The 19,294-nt window shown below is 67.7% G+C and carries 3 protein-coding genes and 1 pseudogene; 3 read left to right on the top strand and 1 reads right to left on the bottom strand.

The window, feature by feature from the left end:
* Positions 1–63: 63 nt before the first annotated feature.
* From DN824_RS19675 to DN824_RS19665, 3 genes are all read left to right on the top strand, one after another.
* Positions 64–15,633, top strand: coding sequence for a Calx-beta domain-containing protein (locus tag DN824_RS19675; RefSeq protein WP_138410055.1), 15,570 nt, complete (start codon positions 64–66; stop codon positions 15,631–15,633).
* Between the two features lie 62 nt (positions 15,634–15,695).
* Positions 15,696–17,369, top strand: a complete 1,674-nt coding sequence (locus tag DN824_RS19670; protein ID WP_138410054.1) for an ATP-binding cassette domain-containing protein — start codon at positions 15,696–15,698, stop codon at positions 17,367–17,369.
* On the top strand, positions 17,362–18,762 hold the full coding sequence (locus tag DN824_RS19665; RefSeq protein ID WP_138410053.1) for an HlyD family type I secretion periplasmic adaptor subunit: 1,401 nt from the start codon (positions 17,362–17,364) through the stop codon (positions 18,760–18,762). Before DN824_RS19670 ends, DN824_RS19665 begins: the two co-directional genes overlap by 8 nt.
* A 205-nt stretch (positions 18,763–18,967) precedes the next feature.
* On the opposite strand, the pseudogene DN824_RS22745 reads toward DN824_RS19665, so the two are convergent.
* Positions 18,968–19,069, bottom strand: a pseudogene (locus DN824_RS22745) (hypothetical protein); the annotation flags it as partial.
* Positions 19,070–19,294 lie beyond the last annotated feature (225 nt).

Here is a 19,294-nt window from a genome sequence, read left to right as displayed (position 1 = left end):
CGCAGCGATCCGCTGCGGGCGTAACTTTTTCCGTACAGGTTGTTGTAGACAGGAGTAGCCAGCATGGCCGAGTTGACGAGCGCACAGATCGATGCCCTGGTGCGTGCGGTGCAGGGAGTGGTGGACTTCCTGACCGGACAGGCGTCCGCCGAGGTCGCTTCGCTCGAGCAGGCCTTGCAGGCCATGCATGACATGCTCCTGGCTGCCGGCCTGCCGCCGCGGATGATCGCTTCGCTGCGCCAGAGCCTGGAGGAGCGGGCGCGTGTCGATGGGCACGATTTGCCTGAGACGTCCGCCTGGGTTCGATCCTGGCTGGCGGACGATGCCGCCCAGGCGCTGTTCGAACAGGACGCCGCGGCCATCGGTACGTCGCAGGCGCGGTCGGCGGAAGCGTTCGTGCCCGTGTTGGCGCCGGCCAATGCAGCCAGCGTCAATGAAGCCCTTCCTGCTCCTGCGGCGTTCGACAGCACTTATCGGCCTGAAATCACCGGCCTGTTCGGCCAGGATATCGGTCTGACGCAGGAGCAGGGCGTGCGTCCCGAGCGTACCCAGCTCACTGGCGACATGAGCGGTAGCGGCGTGCTGCCCCCTGGCGTTCCGCCGGAACTGGCAATGCTCAACCTCGACGGCATGGGCCCGGGCCTGCTCGGCGGCGTCAGCTCCGGCATCGGTACCGGTGCGGCCAGCCAGGGCACCGGTGGCGTCGCGGGCGGCGGCCTGGGCGTGTTTCCCGGCCTTCGCAATGACACCGGTATCGGCAGTAGCCTGATGAGCGGCACGCAGGGTGAACTGCCGGCAGGACCGGCTTTCCAGCCCGCGCCGACGCCGAGCGGCAACAATGAAGTCGTCGCTCCGGTCTCGATCGTCGCCGTCGAGGGCCAGCCGAGCGTGCTCGAAGGCGACGACGGCGAAATCACCGTGCTGGTCTTCACGGTCACCCGCAGCCTGTCGAGCGGCAGCGAGCAGGTTCAGTGGAGCCTCGACGGCCTGGACCCGGCACTCTTCGGTGGCAGCCTGCCCCAAGGCGTGGTGAGCTTCGCAGCAGGTCAGACCCGTCAGGAAATCCGCATCGAAGTGCCCGGAGACGGGCTGGCGCAGGGCGATCGCACTGCCAGCGTGACCTTGAGCGGCGTGGGCGCAGGCAGCCAGCTTGGTCAGTCCAGCGCCAGTGCGCAGATTCTCGACAACGAGGCCAGGGTGGACATCCGCGCCACGCAGGTTCAGGTGCTCGAAGGTGACGAGGGCGAGCAGCAATGGCTGACCTTCGTGGTCAGCCGTGACAACGGCCGCGTGGCGGCGACCATCGACTGGCAGGCCAGCGGCCTGGACCCGGCGGATGTTGGCGGCCCGCTGCCATCCGGCACGCTGACCTTCGGCGTGGGCGAAACCAGCAAGACGCTGTCCATTCCGCTGCTCGGCGACCGCGTGGTAGAGCCCAACGAGATGCTCACCGTCACGCTGAGCAACCCCAGCGCGCATCTGATTGTCGGTAGCGCCAGCGCCAGCACCGAGGTACTCAACGACGACGGACTGGTATCCATCCGCGCCAACCAGGCGCAGGTCAGCGAAGGCGACAGCGGCAGCACCACCACCCTCAGCTTCACCGTCACCCGTACCGACGCGCTGAGCGCCGGTGCCGTACGCTGGTCGGTGACCGGTATCGACGAGAACGATCTGATCGAGGGGCTGGCCGGCGGTACGCTGCAGTTTGCGGCGGGCGAGACCAGCCGCGACATCATCCTGACCGTGCGTGGCGACCGCGAGGTGGAGGCGGACGAGACCGTCACCGTCAGCCTGCACAGCGAACAGAGCAACCTGCGCGTGTCCGGTGGCAGTGCCAGCACCCTCATCGTCAACGACGACACCGGCGTCAGCCTGAACGGCGTGGCGCTGGACGTTTTCGAGGGCGGGCAGGGTCAGCAGACGGCGATCACGTTCCGCGTGACCCGTTCCGAGCTGCTCGGCGAAGAACTGTCGATCGACTGGCGCTTCGTGCGCGTCGGCGTCCATGCCGCCGACAGCAATGATTTCGTCGCTGGGCAGAACCAGCTGGGCATGGCCGACGGCATGCCCAGCGGTCGCGTGACCTTCGCCGCCAACGAGACCGAGAAACTGGTCACCGTGTGGGTCAAGGGCGACAACCTGGCCGAGCAGGACGAGACCTTCGGCATCGTCCTGCACAACCCGCCGGCCGGCGTGCAGGTCATCAACGGCGAAGCCTACGGCACCATCCGCACTGACGAGTCCACCTACAGCATCGAGGCGCTGACCGCGTCCACTGTCGAGGGCAACGGTACCGGTGGCCTGCAGGCCTTCGTCGTCACCCGCACCGGCAACATCGCCAGCGCCGGGCAGATCGGCTATCAGATCAGTGGCTATGGCGAGCTGCCGGCCGACCTCAATGACTTCGCTGCCGACCAGCCCATGAGCGGCACCGTGCAGTTCGCTGCCGGCGAGAGCAGCAAGGTCATCTATGTGCGCCTCAACGGCGACAGCCAGATCGAGGGCACCGAGAGCTACACCGTTTCCCTCCAGGCGCAGGACGCCAACAGCCAGATCGACGTCGGCGCAGCCCTGGCCAGCATCGACCCGGACGACCAGGCGGTGTCCATCAGTGCCCGCAACGGCAACGTCCGGGAAGGCAACGCCAGTCCGCAGACCCTGGAGTTCGTGGTTACCCGTACCGGCGAGCTGTCCCTGCCGGGCACCGTGCAGTGGCACGTCCAGGGTCATGGCAACAACCCGGTGGACGCTGCCGACTTCGGCGGCGTCCTTCCGTCCGGCACCATCGAGTTCGCCGCCGGCCAGAGCAGCGCGGTGATCCGCTTCAGCCCCAGCGCCGACAGCCAGTACGAGCCCACCGAAGGCTTGCAGGTGGTCATCAGCACCGGCACCCCCGGGATGACCGTGATCCAGGACCGCGCCAACGGCAGCCTGATCAACGACGATGCCCGCCTGACTCTCGATGGCAGCGGCCTGAACGCCGCCGAAGGCAACAGCGATACTCCGCGCCAGCTCAACTTCACGGTGCAGCGCCAGGGCGACCTGACCCAGAGCGCCAGCGTCGACTGGCGCGTGGTGTTCGGCAGCGACACCGATTCCGCCAACATCGCCGATTTCCTCTCCGGAACCGCCTTCAGCGGCACCCTGGAGTTCGGCCGCGGCGTGCAGAGCCTGGTGGTGACCCTGCCGTTGTCCCCGGACAGCGTGCTGGAGGGCGACGAGGCCTTCCAGGTGGTATTGAGCAACCCCAGCGTCGGTGCGGAAATCGCCGTCGGCCAGGCCAACGGCCTGATCCGCAACGATGACGTGATATTCGACCTGCTGCCCCAGGCGGACAGCTTCGAAGGCAGCGGCGGCGCGCGCGAGATTCGTTATGTGGTCGAGCGCAGCGGCGATCTCGCCGGCACCGACAGCATCACCTGGAGCCTGACGCCCGGTGCCGCGAACGGCGTGGACGGCAGCGACTTCGTCGGCGGTGTGCTGCCCGGCGGCACCCTGACCTTCGCCCCCGGTGTCGATCGCCTGGAAATCGTCCTGCAGATCGCTGCCGACTCCCAACTGGAAGGCGACGAGAGCTTCGTGCTCAGCCTCGGCACCCCGAACCCGGGCGCGACCGTCGGCAACGGCAGCCTCAATGGCCTGCTGCTCAATGACGACCAGCAGTTCTCCATCCAGGCCCAGGCCTCCAGCGTCGCCGAGGGCGGCGACGGCCAGGTGGCGCAGCTGAGCTTCGTCGTCGGTCGCACCGGTTACCTCGGCGGCAGCGGCAGCGTCGCCTGGCGTGTGGTGGGCGAGGGCGGTACGGCGGTGGACGGCAGCGACTTCGTCGGCGGCGTACTGCCCAGCGGCATCCTCGACTTCGCCAGCGGCGAAACCAGCCAGACCATTACCCTGCAGGTGGCCGGCGACTATCGCCTGGAAGCCAGCGAAGGGCTGAGGGTGGAGCTCTACGACCCCGCCACCGGTTCCAGCCTGGGCACCGCCTCGGCTTCCGCCACCATTACCAACGACGATACCGGCCTGGCCATCACCACTACCCGCAGCGGCCTGGTGGAAGGCGACGGCGGTACCGTCATCCATGAATTCACCGTGACCCGCTCCGGCGTCACCAGCGGCACCACCACCGTGGAATGGAGCCTCTCCGGTCAGGTGGACGCGGGCGACTTCGCCGATGGCGTGTTGCCGACCGGCATTCTGACCTTCGGCCCCGGCGAGACCAGCAAGGTGATCCAGGTCGCCGTGCGTGGCGACCGGGATGTCGAGGGCGACGAGTCGTTCACCGTCACCCTGGGCAACGCCAGCGGCCATGCCGATATCCTGGTCGGCCAGGCCCAGGGCAGCATCCTCTCCGACGACGTGGGGATCAGCATCCACGCCCAGCAGACGGAGGTGGCCGAAGGCGCTGCCGGCCAGACCCAGGTGCTGCGCTTCACCGTCACCCGCAGCGGCGACCTGTCCGCCCCGGTCAGCGTGAGCTGGGTCGCCAGCGGCCTGCAGGCGGACGACTTCGCCGCCGGCACCGCGCTCAACGGCCTGGTGCAATTCGCCCCTGGCGAAACCTCCAGGGTCATCGAGCTGACCCTGGCCGGCGACGCCGTGCTGGAGAACGACGAGACCCTCACCCTGACCCTGGGCAACCCGGCGGAAAACCCCGCCCATGCCCAGACCCAGCTGCTCACCGGCAGCGCCAGCACCCTGGTGCGCAACGACGACGTCGGCCTGTCCATCGTCGCCGACCAGGCCAGCGCCAGCGAAAGCGACGCCGGCCAGGAGCGCAGCTTCACCTTCACCGTCACCCGTGCCGGCGACCTGGGTGCCACCAGCGTCGACTGGAAGGTGCAGGTGGGGGCGGGTGTCGACGCCGCCAGCCTCGCCGACTTCGTGGCCGGCCAGGACGCTCTTGGTGGCAATGCCGGCCTGCCGTCCGGCACCCTGCAATTCGCCGAGGGCGAGACCAGCGTGCAGATCACCGTGCGCGTGGCCGGTGACGGCCATATCGAGCTGGACGAAGCCTTCAGCGTCGAGCTGCAGGCCCGCGACGGCAACACCGAGTTGACCGTGGCCAGTGCCGAGACCCGCATCGGCAACGACGACATGGGCTTCTCGATCACTCCGCTGGCCGCCGACAAGGCCGAAGGCCACAGCGGCACCACCGCCTTCACCTTCACCGTCACCCGCGCCGGGGACCTCGGCTCGGCCGCCCTGGTGGACTGGTCCCTGGCCGGCATCGCCGATGCCGCCGACTTCGATGCCAGCAGCGGCACCCTGAGCTTTGCCGCCGGCGAAGCGAGCAAGACCCTGACCGTCCTGGTCAAGGGCGACCTGCAGGTGGAGGCCGACGAGACCTTCCGCGTCGAGCTGGGCAACGCCCGCCTGGACGACGGCACGCCGCAGAACGTGGTGGACGGCAGCGCCGAAGGCGTGATCCGCAACGACGACCAGGGTTTCGCCGTGCTCGCCGAACGCAGTGCCGTCACCGAAGGCAGCAGCGGCAGCCAGACCGTGATCTACCGCATCGTGCGCAGCGGCGAGCTGTCCGGCACTGCCACGGTCGATTACCTCGTCACCGGCAGCAACGGCGGTGACGCCAGCGACACCCTGGGTGGCCTGCCCAGCGGCACCCTGAGCTTCGCCCCGGGCCAGTCCGAACTGACCGTCAGCTTCGAGCTGGTCGGCGATACCCGCGTGGAGGGCGACGAATCCTTCACCCTGATCCTGAGCAACCCCAGTGCTGGCCTGGTGACCGGCGCCAGCGCCACCAGCGTGGTGCAGGACGACGACACCAACTTCAGCATCAGCGCTCCGGCGGCCCATGTGGAGGGGCCCCAAGGCGCCTTCACCGACATTACCTTCACCGTCACCCGCAGCGGCCTGAGCGACGCCGCCGGCTCGGTGCAGTGGCGCCTGAAGAGCGCCAACGGCCTTGACACCGCCGACTTCGGCAGCGGCCAGGACCTCAACGGCAACAACGGCGGCCTACCCAGCGGCACGGTGACCTTCGACGCCAACGGCAGCGACACCCGGACCATCACTATCCGGGTGCGCGGCGACAACCTGGTGGAAGCCGACGAACCGCTCCAGGTGGAGCTGTTCAATCCCCAGGGTGGCACCGTCGAGGCGGGGCAGGGCAGCGCCACGACGAGCATCCTCAACGATGACGCCACTTTCGCCATCACCGCCGACGCCACCAGCATCGCCGAAGGCAACAGCGGCGAGCGGCTGGTGAGCTTCACTGTGACCCGCAGCGGCTCCCTGTCCGGCGTGCGCGACCTGACCTGGACTCTCAGCGGCGGCTTCGATGCCTTCGACCTGGGCGACGGCCAAGGCACCACCGGTACCGTCAGCTTCGCCGATGGCCAGGCCACCGCCAGCGTGGTCATCCGCGTCAAGGGCGACTCGCAATACGAGAACGACGAAGCGCTCACCGTCACCCTGTCCAACCCGCCGGCCAACAGCAGCATCGGCACCGCCAGCGCCACCACCACGCTTGCCAACGATGACGCCACCCTGAGCATCGCCGCGCTCTCGGCGGACAAGGGCGAGGGCAACAGCGGCTACGTGGACTTTACCTTCAGCGTCAGCCGTGGCGGCTACCTGAACCAGGCCAGCAGCGTGCAGTGGCGCGTCGACACGAGCGTCGCCAACGCCGTGGACGGCGCCGACTTCTACGCCAGCCAGCCTGGGGGCGTGCTCCTCGACGGCAACGGCATCCCCTACGGCACCCTGAACTTCGCCGCCGGCGAGAACAGCAAGACCATCACCGTGCGCGTCGCCGCCGACAGCAGACTGGAGGCCAACGAGGTTCTCAAGCTGGTGCTGGAGAACGCCTCCGCCGGCAGCGAAATCATCACTGGCAGCGCCAGCGGTGTGGTGCGCAACGATGATGCCGAGCTGAACATCACCGCCGGCAGCACCAGCCGCAGCGAGGGCGACGGCGCCCATGGCACCGGTGCGCCCTTCACCTACACCGTGACCCGCACCGGCAACCTGGACCAGACCAGCACGGTGAACTGGAGCGTCCAGCACCTGGACACCAACGCCGCCGACTTCACCAACGGTTCGACCTATCTCACCCCCTCCGGCACCCTGACCTTTGCCGCCGGCGAGAGCACCAAGAGCATTACCGTCTACGCCTATGGCGACACCGGCGTGGGCAGCGTGGAAGGCAACGAACGCTTCAACCTGGTGCTCAGCGGCGCCAGCAGTGGCACCTCCATCGGTGCCACCGGCAGCTACCAGAGCACCATCGCCAACGACGACACCCGGGTCACCGTCGAGTGGGCCCAGGCGCGCCAGGCCGAGAAGGTGGCTGGCGAGAACACCACCTACACCATCACCCTGACCCGCAGCGGCGACCTGGCCAAGAGCTCCACGGTGAACTGGAGCACCACCGGCCAGGACGTCTGGGACTATGGCAATGGCCGCTGGGAGTACTCGGCCGACGGCGCCGACTTCGCCAGTGGCACGCTGCCGTCGGGTACCGTCGTCTTCGCCAATGGCGAGACCAGCAAGACCATCACCCTCACCGTTCGGGGCGACAACACCGTCGAGAACGACGAGTGGTTCAAGGTGCTGTTCAGCAACGGCGGCGGCATCGACGAACTGGTGGCGCCGCAGACCGGCGGCCAAAACATCCATACCTCCGACACCACGCTGCAGACCGGCACCAGCGCCAACGGCGTCTACCTGTTCGGCGAGATCCAGCGCGACGAGGCGGAGTTCTACATCCAGGACACCCCCACCACGGGGCGTACCCGCGCGGAAGGCGACACCGTGAACGACGGCGGCGCTGCCTCGGACGGCTACATCGAGCACACCTTCGCCGTGTACCGCACCGTCTCCACCTCGGGTACCGCCTGGGTCGACTGGGCGGTGCAGACCAGCGTCGGAGGCTACACGGCGGTCAGCGCCGACGATTTCTGGAACGACACCATTCCGTCCGGACGCCTGGAGTTCGCCGATGGCGAATCGATGAAGCACGTCACCATCCGCACCAAGGTCGACGATCTGGGCGAGTTCGACGAAGCCTTCCGTCTCTACCTGACCCAGGCCAGCCCGGGCAGCAGCATCCAGGCTCCTTCCAGCTCTGCGGGCTACACCAACAACTACGCCGTGTTGCAGAACGACGACACCCGCTTCGACGTCAGCAGCGAGCATGTCGCCGAAGGCGAGGATCTGGTCTTCACCATCACCCGTGCCGGCGACCAGCGTGGCCGGGACTCGGTGGACTGGAAAATCGAGCTGGGCGGCTCGGAGACGGCCAACGAATCCAACAATGTCCGCAACGACTGGTACAAGATCGACCCGGCCGACCTGGACATGGACTGGATCCTGGCCAACAACCCGGGCCTGTCCTGGGATGCCGCCACGCGCACCCTGAGTGGCGGCTTCACCTTCCTCGATGGCGAACTGACCCATACCGTCACGCTGCGCACGATCGACGACGCCCTGACCGAGACCTGGCGCGAAGAAGTGAAGATGGTGCTGAGCAACCCGCGGAACCTCGATGGCGACATCGAGACACCGTCGCTCGGCTACAACCAGGATGGCTGGGTGCTCAACGACGAGCCGGCGGCGTTGCTCGCCGTCGCCGCCAATGCCACCCAGGTATTCGAAGGTAGTTCCGGCAGCACCACCATCACCTTCACCGTTACCCGTACCGCGCAGCCGGGCGGCAGCGTGGACTACGCCAGCAGCGTGGCCTGGAAGGTGGTGGGCGACAACATCAACTGGGGCGGCACCGGGGGGGCGCAGGTCAGCGGCTATGGTGGCAGTGCGGTCGGCGTGACTTCGCCGTACAGCAACACCACCTATGGCGTGGTGAGCTTCGCCGCCGGCGAGACCAGCAAGCAGGTCACCCTGACCATCCCGGGCGATACCGTGATCGAGCCGGATGCCGGCCTGAGCCTGACCCTGCTCACGCCGAACGAGGCCTACAACGATGGTTTCGTTTCCGACAGCTACCGCGACGAATACGGCCCCACGGGCATCGATCCGACTCAGGGAACCGCCAGCACCACGCTGAAGAACGACGACATCCGCCTATGGGTGGGCTATTTCGGCAACGACACCCCGAGCGTCAGCGGCTACGAAGGGCAGCCGCTGAACTTCACCCTCGTCCGTAACGGTCGTCTGGATAACGACGTAACGCTGAACTACACACTGCTCTACGACACCGCCGGCAGCGCCGACTTCGTCAGCACCAGCGGCACCATCACCCTGACCGGCGGGCAGAGCAGCTACGCCATCTCCCTGGCCGACCTGCTCAAGCTCGACGGCGCCATCGAGAGCACCGAGGGCTTCACCCTGCGCCTCAGCGCGCCGGGCGACACAAACAGTTCCACCGTACGCTTCGGCAGCGACGCCTGGACGGCCAGCTCAAGCACCAGCATGAACATCGGCGGCACGCTCTACGACAGCGACACCGTCTACAGCATCACGCCCAGCGCCAGCAGCCTGGCCGAGAGCGGCAGCGGCCAGTCCAGCACCTTCTCGCTGGCCGTCGTGCGCAGCGGTTACAGCGGCTCCGGCTCGGTGAAATGGCGCGTTGAAGGCGTCGGCGGCAACCCGGCGGACGCCTCGGACTTCGTCGGTGGCGTGCTGCCCAGCGGCACCCTGGGCTTTGCCGATGGCGTCACCAGCGGCACCATCACCTTCAGCGTGCGCGGCGATGGCAGCGTGGAGGCTAACGAGGCCTTCCGTGTGGTGTTCTACGAGGAAACCCTCAACGGCCCCGGCATTACCCGTAGCCTGAGCCAGAACAGCGCCACCCTGACCATCGTCAACGACGACACCGGCATCAGCATCGCCGACGCCTCGATCACCGAGAGCGACGCCAACCAGACGCTGACCTTCACCGTGACCCGTTCCGGTGTGACCACCGGCAGTTCGTCGATGAGCTGGTCGCTGCTCCATGACACCACCAGTGCCGCCGACTTCAGCGGTGCCACCAGCGGCAACCTGACCTTCGCTGCAGGCGAGACCAGCAAGACCATCAGCGTCACCGTGGTCGGCGACCTCACCCCGGAGCAGGTGGAACAGTTCCGCATCGTCCTCGGCAGCTTCAGCGGCGACATCAGCGATCAGATCCGCACCACCGCCACCGGCACCATCCGCAACGACGATGCGAGCTTCTCCATCGCGCCGCTGCAGGGCGCCAGCAGCGAGGGACAGGCGCAGACGTTCGTCATCACCCGCAGCCACAGCACCGAGCAGAGCCAGACCATCAACTGGCAGATCCTGCTCAACGGCAGCGCCGACGCGGCGGACCTGGCCGGCCAGGCGATGTCGGGCTCGGTGACCTTCGCCCCGGGCGAGCTGACCAAGACCATCAGCATCCAGTCCAGCCAGGACCTCCAGGCGGAAGTCGACGAGACCTACGGCGTGCAGATCAGCCTGGGCGCGGGCACCGCCGGCGACACCATCGGCCAGGCCACGGCCGAAGGCACCATCCTCAACGACGACGCGGCCTTCAACATCGCCGCCGAGCAGGTCAGCCGCGCCGAGGGGCAGGGCGGCAGCACCGCCTTCACCTTCACCGTGACCCGTACCGGCGACACCAGTGGCAGTGCCTCGGTGGCGTGGCGCCTGGGCTCCGGCGCGGCCAGCATGGCCGACTTCGCCAGCGCCGATGAGCTTGGCGACAACAATGGCCTGCCCAGCGGCAGCCTGGTATTCGCCGACGGCGAGTCGAGCAAGACCATCACCGTGCTGGTGAACGGCGACACCCTGGTCGAAGGCGACGAGTCCTTCGACATCGTCCTGGGCAACGCCAGCGGCGCGCAGATCCAGACCGGCAGCGCCAGCAGCACCATCCTCAACGACGACGCCAGCATCAGCATCGCCGCCACCGACGCCAGCAAGGCCGAAGGCGACAGCGGCACCACCGCTTTCACCTTCACCATCACCCGCACCGGCTCTCTGGAGCAGGCCAAGACCGTCGACTGGGCGGTGGTGGGCAGAGGGCTCAGCCCGGCCGATGGCGGCGACTTCCCGTTCGGCGTGCTGCCTTCCGGTTCCCTGGTGCTGCCGGCGGGGCAGGCCAGCGTCACCCTTACCGTCAACGTGCGCGGCGATCTGCTGGCCGAGAGCGACGAGGGCTTCAGCGTGGTGCTGAGCAACCCGTCCAGCGGGCTGGTGATCGGCCAGGGCAGCGCCGACGGGCTGATCGTCGCCGACGACGTGGTGATCGATGTCAGCGCACCGCTCGCCCAGGTCGAGGGCGATGAGGGCGAGACCACCTGGTTCGACTTCGTCGTGACCCGCAGCGGTGATCTGTCCGGGAGCCAGACCCTCGACTGGAGTGTCGTCGGCATCGGCGCCAACCCGGCCTCGGCGGACGATTTCCTGGCCACCAGCGGCAGCGTCACCTTCATCGCCGGGCAGGAGCAGCTGATCATCCGCGTACCGGTGCGCGGCGACTACAGCGGCGAAGCCAGCGAAGACTTCCGCCTGAACCTCAGCAGCGCGGATAACGTGGTATTCACCCACGCCTCGGCAGACGCCACCATCGTCAACGACGATGTCTCGCTGAGCATCGCCGCCACCGATGCCACGCATGTCGAAGGCCACGACGGCGTGCAGACCGTCTACACCTTCACCGTCAGCCGCAGCGGCAACCTGGACCGCGCCACCAGCGTGGATTGGCAGCTGCAGGGCGCAGCGGACGCGGCCGACTTCCTGGGCGGCGTACTGCCCAGCGGCAGCCTCGCCTTCGCCGCCGGCGAAGCCAGCCAGACCATCAGCGTCGTGGTGCTGGGCGACCGCACCCTGGAGGCGGACGAAGTCTTCCAGGTGGTGCTGGGCAACGCCTCCGCCGGTTCGGACATCAAGGTGGGCAGCGCCACCGGCACCATCGTCAGCGATGACGTGCAGTGGGACCTCAGTGCCGTTGCGACGCCGGTGGAAGGCGACAACGGCGCCACCGGCTACCGCTTCCTGGTCACCCGCAGCGGCAGCGGCCTGGCGACCACCCTGGCCTGGAGTGTCGCCGGCAGCGGTGCCAACCCGGCCTCGGCGGACGACTTCGTCGGCGGCCAGTTGCCCTTCGGCGAGCTGACCTTCGCCGAGGGCCAGATGAGCCAGACCGTCATCGTCTGGGTGGCCGGTGACAGCGCCCTGGAGGCCGACGAGGGCTTCACCCTCGGCCTGCAGGCGCCCGGCGACAGCCTGAGTCACAGCTTCGCCACCCAGCAGGTGGATGTGCTGATCCGCAACGACGACGATGTGTTCGCGATCGCACGGCATGAGGCGGACGCCGCCGAAGGCACGGGGCTGACCTTCACCGTGACCCGCACCGGCAGCACCGAGGGTACCTCCACGGTCAACTGGCGCATCAACCACGGCGACACCGACGCCAGCGACTTCCTGTCCACCGGCGGTACCCTGACCTTCGCCGACGGCCAGAGCGAGATGGTGCTGACCATCCCGGTGCGCAGCGACCGCGACGTGGAGCTGGACGAGCATTTCAGCGTCGAGCTCTACCAGCCGGGCGCCGGCAGTACCGTCGACCCGGCCGCCGGCAGTGCGGCCGGGGTGATCCGCAACGACGACATCGACCTGACCCTGGCCAGTGTCGTGGCAGAGGTCCATGAGGGTGACGACGGTACCCCGGGCCGCCTGCACTTCACAGTGACCCGCAGCGGCGACACCAGCGGCGAGACCCGCGTCGACTGGCAGGTCCAACCCGGCAGCGCCACGGCCGCCGACTTCCCCGGCGGCGTGCTGCCTTCCGGACAGCTGGTCTTCGCCGCCGGCGAGACCCACAAGGACCTCTACATCGACGTACTGGGCGACGGCCTGGATGAGGGGGACGAGCAGTTCACCCTGCAGCTCTCCAACCCCGGCGCCGACGTCGACATCGTCGGCAACGGCCAGACCGGCACCCTCCGCAACGACGACGACAGCCTCGCCCTGAGCGCGGTGACCCGTGAAGCGGTGGAGGGCGACGAGGGCCTGACGCTGTTCACCTTCCGCATCGACCGCAGCGGCAGCGCAGTCGGCACCGCCAGCGTCGACTGGCGCGCCGCCGGAATGGGCAATCACGCCCTGAGCGACGACGAGTTCGAGGCCCTGAGCGGCACCGTGCATTTCGCCGACGGCGAGACCAGCAAGACCTTCACCGTGGCCGTGCGCGGCGACGAGCTGGGCGAGGAGGACGAGGGCTTCCAGGTGTGGCTGGAGAACTCCAGCTATGGCTCCACCATCACCACCGGCCCGGTGGACGCGATGGTGCTCAACGACGATCCGGTGCTGTGGATCGCCGCCGATGCCGCCCAGGTGCTGGAAGGCAGCGACGGCCTGCAGACCGCCGTGACCTTCACCGTGACCCGCGGAGGCGACCTCTCGGGCCCGGTCAGCGTGCTCTGGGACCTGGTGCCCAGCGGCGCCAACCCGGTCAACGCCGAGGACTTCGGCGGCATCTACCTGAGCGGTGTGGTGGCCTTCGGCGCCGGTGAGACCCGCAAGACCATCACCGTCTATGTGGATTCGGACACGCTGGGCGAGCACGACGAGACGTTCTCCGTGGTCCTCAGCGACCCGGTGGGCGCGACCATCCTCACTGGCGAGGCCAGCGTCACCATCCTCAACGACGACCGTGGCCTGAGCATCGCCGCCCTCGGCAGCGACCGCCTGAACGAAGGCAACCAGGGCCAGGTGACCGAGTTCGTCTACCGCGTCGAGCGGGTTGGCGATAGCAACGGCAGCGTCAGCGTCGACTGGGCGCTGCAGGGCGCCGGCACCTACCCGGCGAACGCTGGCAGTTTCGTCGGCGACGTGCTGCCCTCCGGTAGCCTGACGTTCGCCGACGGCGAGACCTACAAGGACATCGTCATCCGCGTGCAGGGCGACGACGTGCTTGGTCCGGACCAGGGCTTCGAGGTGGTGCTGAGCGATCCGCAGGGCGTCGACCTGATCAACGACCGCGCCAGCGGCACCATCGTCAACGACGACAGCCAGTTCGCCATCCGCGTGGTGGACAGCGTACTGGCCGAGGGCAACGACGGAGCCACCACCGTCTTCCGCTTCACCGTCACCCGCAGCGGCGACACCAGCGTTGCGGCGAGCATCGACTGGTCGGTATTCGGCAGCGGCTCGGCCCCGGCCGATGCCGTCGATTTCGCCGGCGGCGTGCTGCCCACCGGGACCCTGTCCTTCGCCGCCGGCGAGACGAGCAAGACGCTGGAAATCCCGGTGTACGGCGACAACCTGGGTGAGTCGGACGAGCAGTTCACCGTGCAGCTTTCCAGCAGCGCCGGCGGGGTGAGCGTGAACCCGATGCAGGGCAGCGCTCGCGCTACCATCCAGGGCGACGACGTGGCCCTGACCGTGCTGGCATTGGACAGCAGCCGTTTCGAGGGCAACCCCGGTACCACCACGCCGTTGACCTATCGCATCCTGCGGGCCGGTCCGTCCGACGCGGCATTGACCCTGAGCTACAGCATCGCCGGGGCGGTGAACGCCGATGACTTCGGCGTGCCCTTGACCGGGACCGTGACGCTGGCCGCCGGCATTTCGGAAATGGTGTTCAGCCTGCCGGTACGGGGCGACTCGCTGCGTGAGGGCGACGAGGCTTTCACCCTGACGTTCAGTCATCCGGCCATCGTCGGTGGCTCGACCAGCCTGCCGGGGCTCATCCGCGACGATGACCTGGGCCTGGGCATCACAGGCCCGGACAGCGTCCTGGAAGGCGACAGCGGCAGCCGCACGCTCACCTTCGAAATCAGCCGCAACCCCTCGGCCAGCGCGGAAACCTTCTACTGGGGCGTGCAGCCGGGGGCCGGGCAGGGCGTCGATGGAGACGACTTCGGCGGCGCCTTGCCGTCGGGCAGCGTCACCTTCGCCGCCGGAAGCACCACCGCGAGCTTCAGCTTCAGCGTCTCCGGCGACCGCACGGTAGAGGCCGATGAGCTCTTGTCGATCGTTCTGCGCTCGAGCGCCAACAGCCCCTACGTACTGCTGAGCAAGGACGTGATCCTGCGCAACGACGACGTCGCCGGCGCAGGCGACGACCTGCTCACCGGCACCGCCGGGGCCGATACGCTGGCGGGGCTGGGCGGTAACGACCGGCTGTTCGGCGGCGCCGGCAGCGACGTGCTCGACGGCGGCGATGGCGACGATCTGCTGGTGGGCGGGAGCGGGGCGGACGTGCTCAGCGGGGGCGCCGGTGCGGACCGCTTCCACTACAGCTCGCCGAGCGACGGCATGGACGCGATCCTGGACTTCCAGGCCGGCGTCGACCGCCTGACGTTCGACCCGAGCGCCTTCTCGGTGAGCGGCTCGACATCGGTCTCGCAGGCATACGCCGGCGACGTGATGGAAACCCTGGCCCAGCTCGCGGCCCAGGGCAACGCCGACATCTATCGGGTGAGCTTCGCCGCCGGGCAGTTCCAGTTCGGCACCGGGAGCAACGGCCAACTCGACGAGTTGGAGGCGGCGATCAGCGGTAGTGACTTGCACACCGGTTCGGCCTTCTTCCTGATCTCCAATGGCGACGTGACCCGGCTGTACTACGACGCCGACACCTCCAGCGGTACGGACGGCAGCGGCCTGGTGGCGCTGGCCGAGCTGGCCAACCAGCCCGATGCGCACAATCTGCCACAGGATGTGATTCAACCCCACACGGTGTGACCCCGGCTTCCTCCGCGCTCTGGCGCGGAGGAAGCCTCCGCTTTGACCCGAGTAGTACCCAGATGAACGAGTTTCTCCGCCGAATCGCCCTGCAGCCCAGGCTCCGTCTGGAACTGCTGCTGTCCTCGCTGTTGATCAACCTGCTCGGCCTGGCCAGTTCGCTCTACAGCATCCACGTGCTCAATCGCTACCTGGCGCTGGGGGTGGACGCCACCTTGCTGACCCTGACCCTGGGCGCGCTGCTGGCGGTCGGATTCGAAGTGCTGTTGCGCAACGCCCGCTTGCGGGTGGCGCAGTGGTTGTGCGCCCGCGCCGACAGCGAGCTGAGCCAGAACCTGTTCGAAAGCAGCGCGAGGGGCCAGTACGCGCTGGTCGAGCAGCTGCCGCACAGCGCTCGCCGCGAGATCCTGGCCGGGCAGGGCACCGTTCAGCAGTGCTTCGGCGCACCCAACCTGGTGACGTTGCTGGACATGCCGTTCGCCTTCGTCTTCGTCGTGGTGCTGGGCATGCTCAGCCCGTTCCTGGCATGCATGACGCTGCTGCTGATGGCCGGGGTAGCGCTGGTCTCGCTGCTCGCACAGCATCGCCTGCGCGAGCCGATGGAGGCGCAGAGCCGCGTCGCCATCCAGCTCGCCGGCTATCAGCACAACCTCACTGCCGGCGGCGAGATGGTGCGCGCCTTTTCCGCGGCCGACGTGCTCAAGCAAAAGTGGCACGCCTGCGCCAGCGATCAGGCCGAACAGCGTGCCCAGCTCAACCGCCTGCAGAACACCATGCAGAACGCCAGCTACGCGGGCACCTTGCTGCTGAGCATGGTCATCATGGGCCTGGGCGCGCGCGAGGTGCTGGCCGGCAACCTCGACGTCGGCTCGCTGATCGGCTGCAACATCCTCGCCAGCCGTGCCCTGGCGGCTTTGACCCGGGCGCTGGGCCTGGGCGAGCAGATCGGCCGTGGCCAGCGCGCGCTCGAGTTGGTGCGCCAGTTGTGCGCCATTCCTCGCGAGCGCGCCGATGGCGTGCGCCTGGGGCAGATGCGGGGCAGCCTGCGTTTCGAGGACCTGGCCTTCGCCTACCCGAAGCAGGCGGTACCGGTGCTGGAACACTTCGACTACGCACTTGATGCCGGCCGGGTGCTGGCCTTCACCGGTGCCAACGGCAGCGGCAAGACGACCTTGGCGCGCCTGCTGGTGGGCCTGCTCGAGCCTTCGCGCGGACACCTGCTCGTCGATGGCATGGATCTGCGCCAGGCCGACCCGCAATGGTGGCGCCGGCAGGTGGCCTATCTGCCGCAGGAGCCGCAGTTCTTCGATGGCACGCTACGCGAAAACCTCTGCGTACTGGCGCCGGACACCCCGGATGCGCGCGTGCTGGAGCTTTGCCGGGAGCTGGCGGTCGGTGGGTTCGTCGAGGGCGGCGCCGAAGGCCTCGGACTGAACCTGCGCAACGGCGGCGCGCACATTCCGCTGGGTATCCGCCGACGTCTGGCGCTGGTTCGTGCGCTGCTCGGAGAGGGGCGGCTGGTGGTGCTCGACGATCCTACCGAGGGCGTCGACGCCGAGGGCTGCAAGGCCATTGCCGCGCTGCTCAACCGACTGGTACGGGACGGCCGCACGCTGGTGGTGATGAGCAACGAGGCGTTCATCCTTGGCGCTGCCGACACGGTCATCGACCTCAACCACAAACCGGTGCCTCGCGTCGTGCGTGAAACGGCCCGTGAAGGAGCCAGCCATGCGTGAGCCGAACGAGACGACTAACGAGCGGCCGGGACGCCTGGGGCGCCTGCTGGCCGCCCTCGACACTCACCCTGTGCTCAGCCGCCTGACCGGCGTCTTCCTGCCCGGGCGTGGCGATCCGGCGCTGCCAGGCGACGAATTGCTCGGCAGCCGCCTGACCATCCGCCTGCTGGCTCTGTTGCTGGGCGCGCTGCTGATCTGGTCGACGCTCTTCACTCTGGATATCGCCAGTCATTCCACCGGTGAAGTCACTTCCCTGGGGCAGACCAAGCTGGTGCAGCACCTGGAGGGGGGCATCGTGCGGCGAATCCTGGTCCGTGAGGGCCAGCGCGTGGCCCTCGGAGAGCCGCTGGCGGAGGTGGAACGCGTTTCGATGATCTCCGACATGCGGGAAACCGAAGCTCAGCTCGGTGCCCTGCGTATCCGCGCGATTCGCCTGGAGACCCAACTGGGCGGCGCCGATCACATGACGGTTCCGGCTGAGCTGGCGCAGGATTTTCCCGAGCAGGTGCAGGTCAACCGCGATCTGTTCACCGCGCAGAAGAGCCGCCTGGGCAGCCGTTACGAGGAGCAGCAGCAGAAGATCCTCCAGCGTCGTGCCGAGCAGGCGGAGCTCAAGGCCCGTCGTGCGCATATCGGTAACAGGCTCAAGCTCCTGCGGCAACAGATCACCATCAGCGAGGAGCTGATGAAGGACGGTCTGGCCAACCGCTACGAGCACCTGAACCTGCTCAAGGACGAGGAGCAGCAGCGCGGCACCCTGCAGGAGACCGAGGCTTCGCTGGTACGTGTGGAGGCCGCGTTGAAGCAGGAGCAGGCGGCGCTGACGTCGCTGGATTCCGGCGGCAACGAGGAGCTGCAGAAGGAGCTGGCCGACACCCGGCGGCAGGTCGCCGAGCTGCAGGAACGCTTGCGCAAGTACTCCGATAGCCGCGAACGCCAGGTGGTGCGTTCGCCCATCGAGGGCGTGGTGATGACGCTGCAGGTGAACACCGAGGGCGGCGTCATACAGCCCGGTGGCACGCTGATGACGCTGGTGCCGGCCGACGAGCCGATGCTGGTCGAGACGCGGCTGCCGGTCGGCGACATCGGCATGGTCAGCCCCGGGCAGACGGCGCGCATCCAGCTGGTATCGTCAATCGCCCGCGGTTTCCAGCCGATCGACGGCGAGGTCGTGGACATCAGCCCGGACTCCGTGCTCGACGAGCAGAAAGTTCCTTATTACCGCGTGCGCATCCGCCCGGCGGAGGACGCCTTCGAGCACCGGGCCACCCGCTATCCATTGCTACCGGGCGTGCCGGTGAGCGTGGCCATCCTGACAGGGGAGAGGTCGTTGTTCGATTATGTGGCCGGTCCGTTGACCGATGGCATGCATCGCTTCTTTACGGAGCCTTGAAGCCACCAGGCCGTTTCCTGGCTCGGGATTGCGAAACGGCCTGAATGCGGACGGCCGCATCGCATGCGTGGAATGTAGCGATAGCGCCGAAGCGACTGGTCAGAGCCTGCCAGGCCCCCGTAGGGTGGATGACGCTTCACCCATCCACCTTGCGTGCCCAACGATGGATGAAAAAAGCGCCATCCACCCTACGAACTGCCGCTTGGAAAAACGCCTGAATCCCCGTCTGCGCACGGATCAGTGGGTGCATGTCGTGGGTGTCCTTGTAGGTGTTCACCACCTAGAGGTTGACCAGGTGGCGGGCCACGCACCAATACAAGTTTGGCTGGTCCTACGTCGCAGCCGCAGTGTTGTATGCACGGTGTGGCTGTAGTGAGCTGAGATAGAGGAATTAGGATGAGGGACAGGAGCGGTGCATGGCATCTACCGCATAGGCCGTTTACGAGCAGGGAGACCGAGGAGCTATCAGTTAGCCTCGGGGCTGAAGCCCTATGAACATTGAAGTCATGATCCATGATTTAACATAATATAC

This window comes from Stutzerimonas nosocomialis (genome assembly GCF_005876855.1).
GTDB classification, from domain to species: domain Bacteria; phylum Pseudomonadota; class Gammaproteobacteria; order Pseudomonadales; family Pseudomonadaceae; genus Stutzerimonas; species Stutzerimonas nosocomialis.
This window is presented reverse-complemented; position numbering and strand designations above follow the sequence as displayed.

Bases quoted from the DNA above. Each gene is read 5' to 3' on its own strand.
- DN824_RS19670 (WP_138410054.1), top strand. From the start codon at position 15,696: ATGAACGAGTTTCTCCGCCGAATCGCCCTGCAGCCCAGGCTCCGTCTG.
- DN824_RS19665 (WP_138410053.1), top strand. From the start codon at position 17,362: ATGCGTGAGCCGAACGAGACGACTAACGAGCGGCCGGGACGCCTGGGG.
- DN824_RS19675 (WP_138410055.1), top strand. From the start codon at position 64: ATGGCCGAGTTGACGAGCGCACAGATCGATGCCCTGGTGCGTGCGGTG.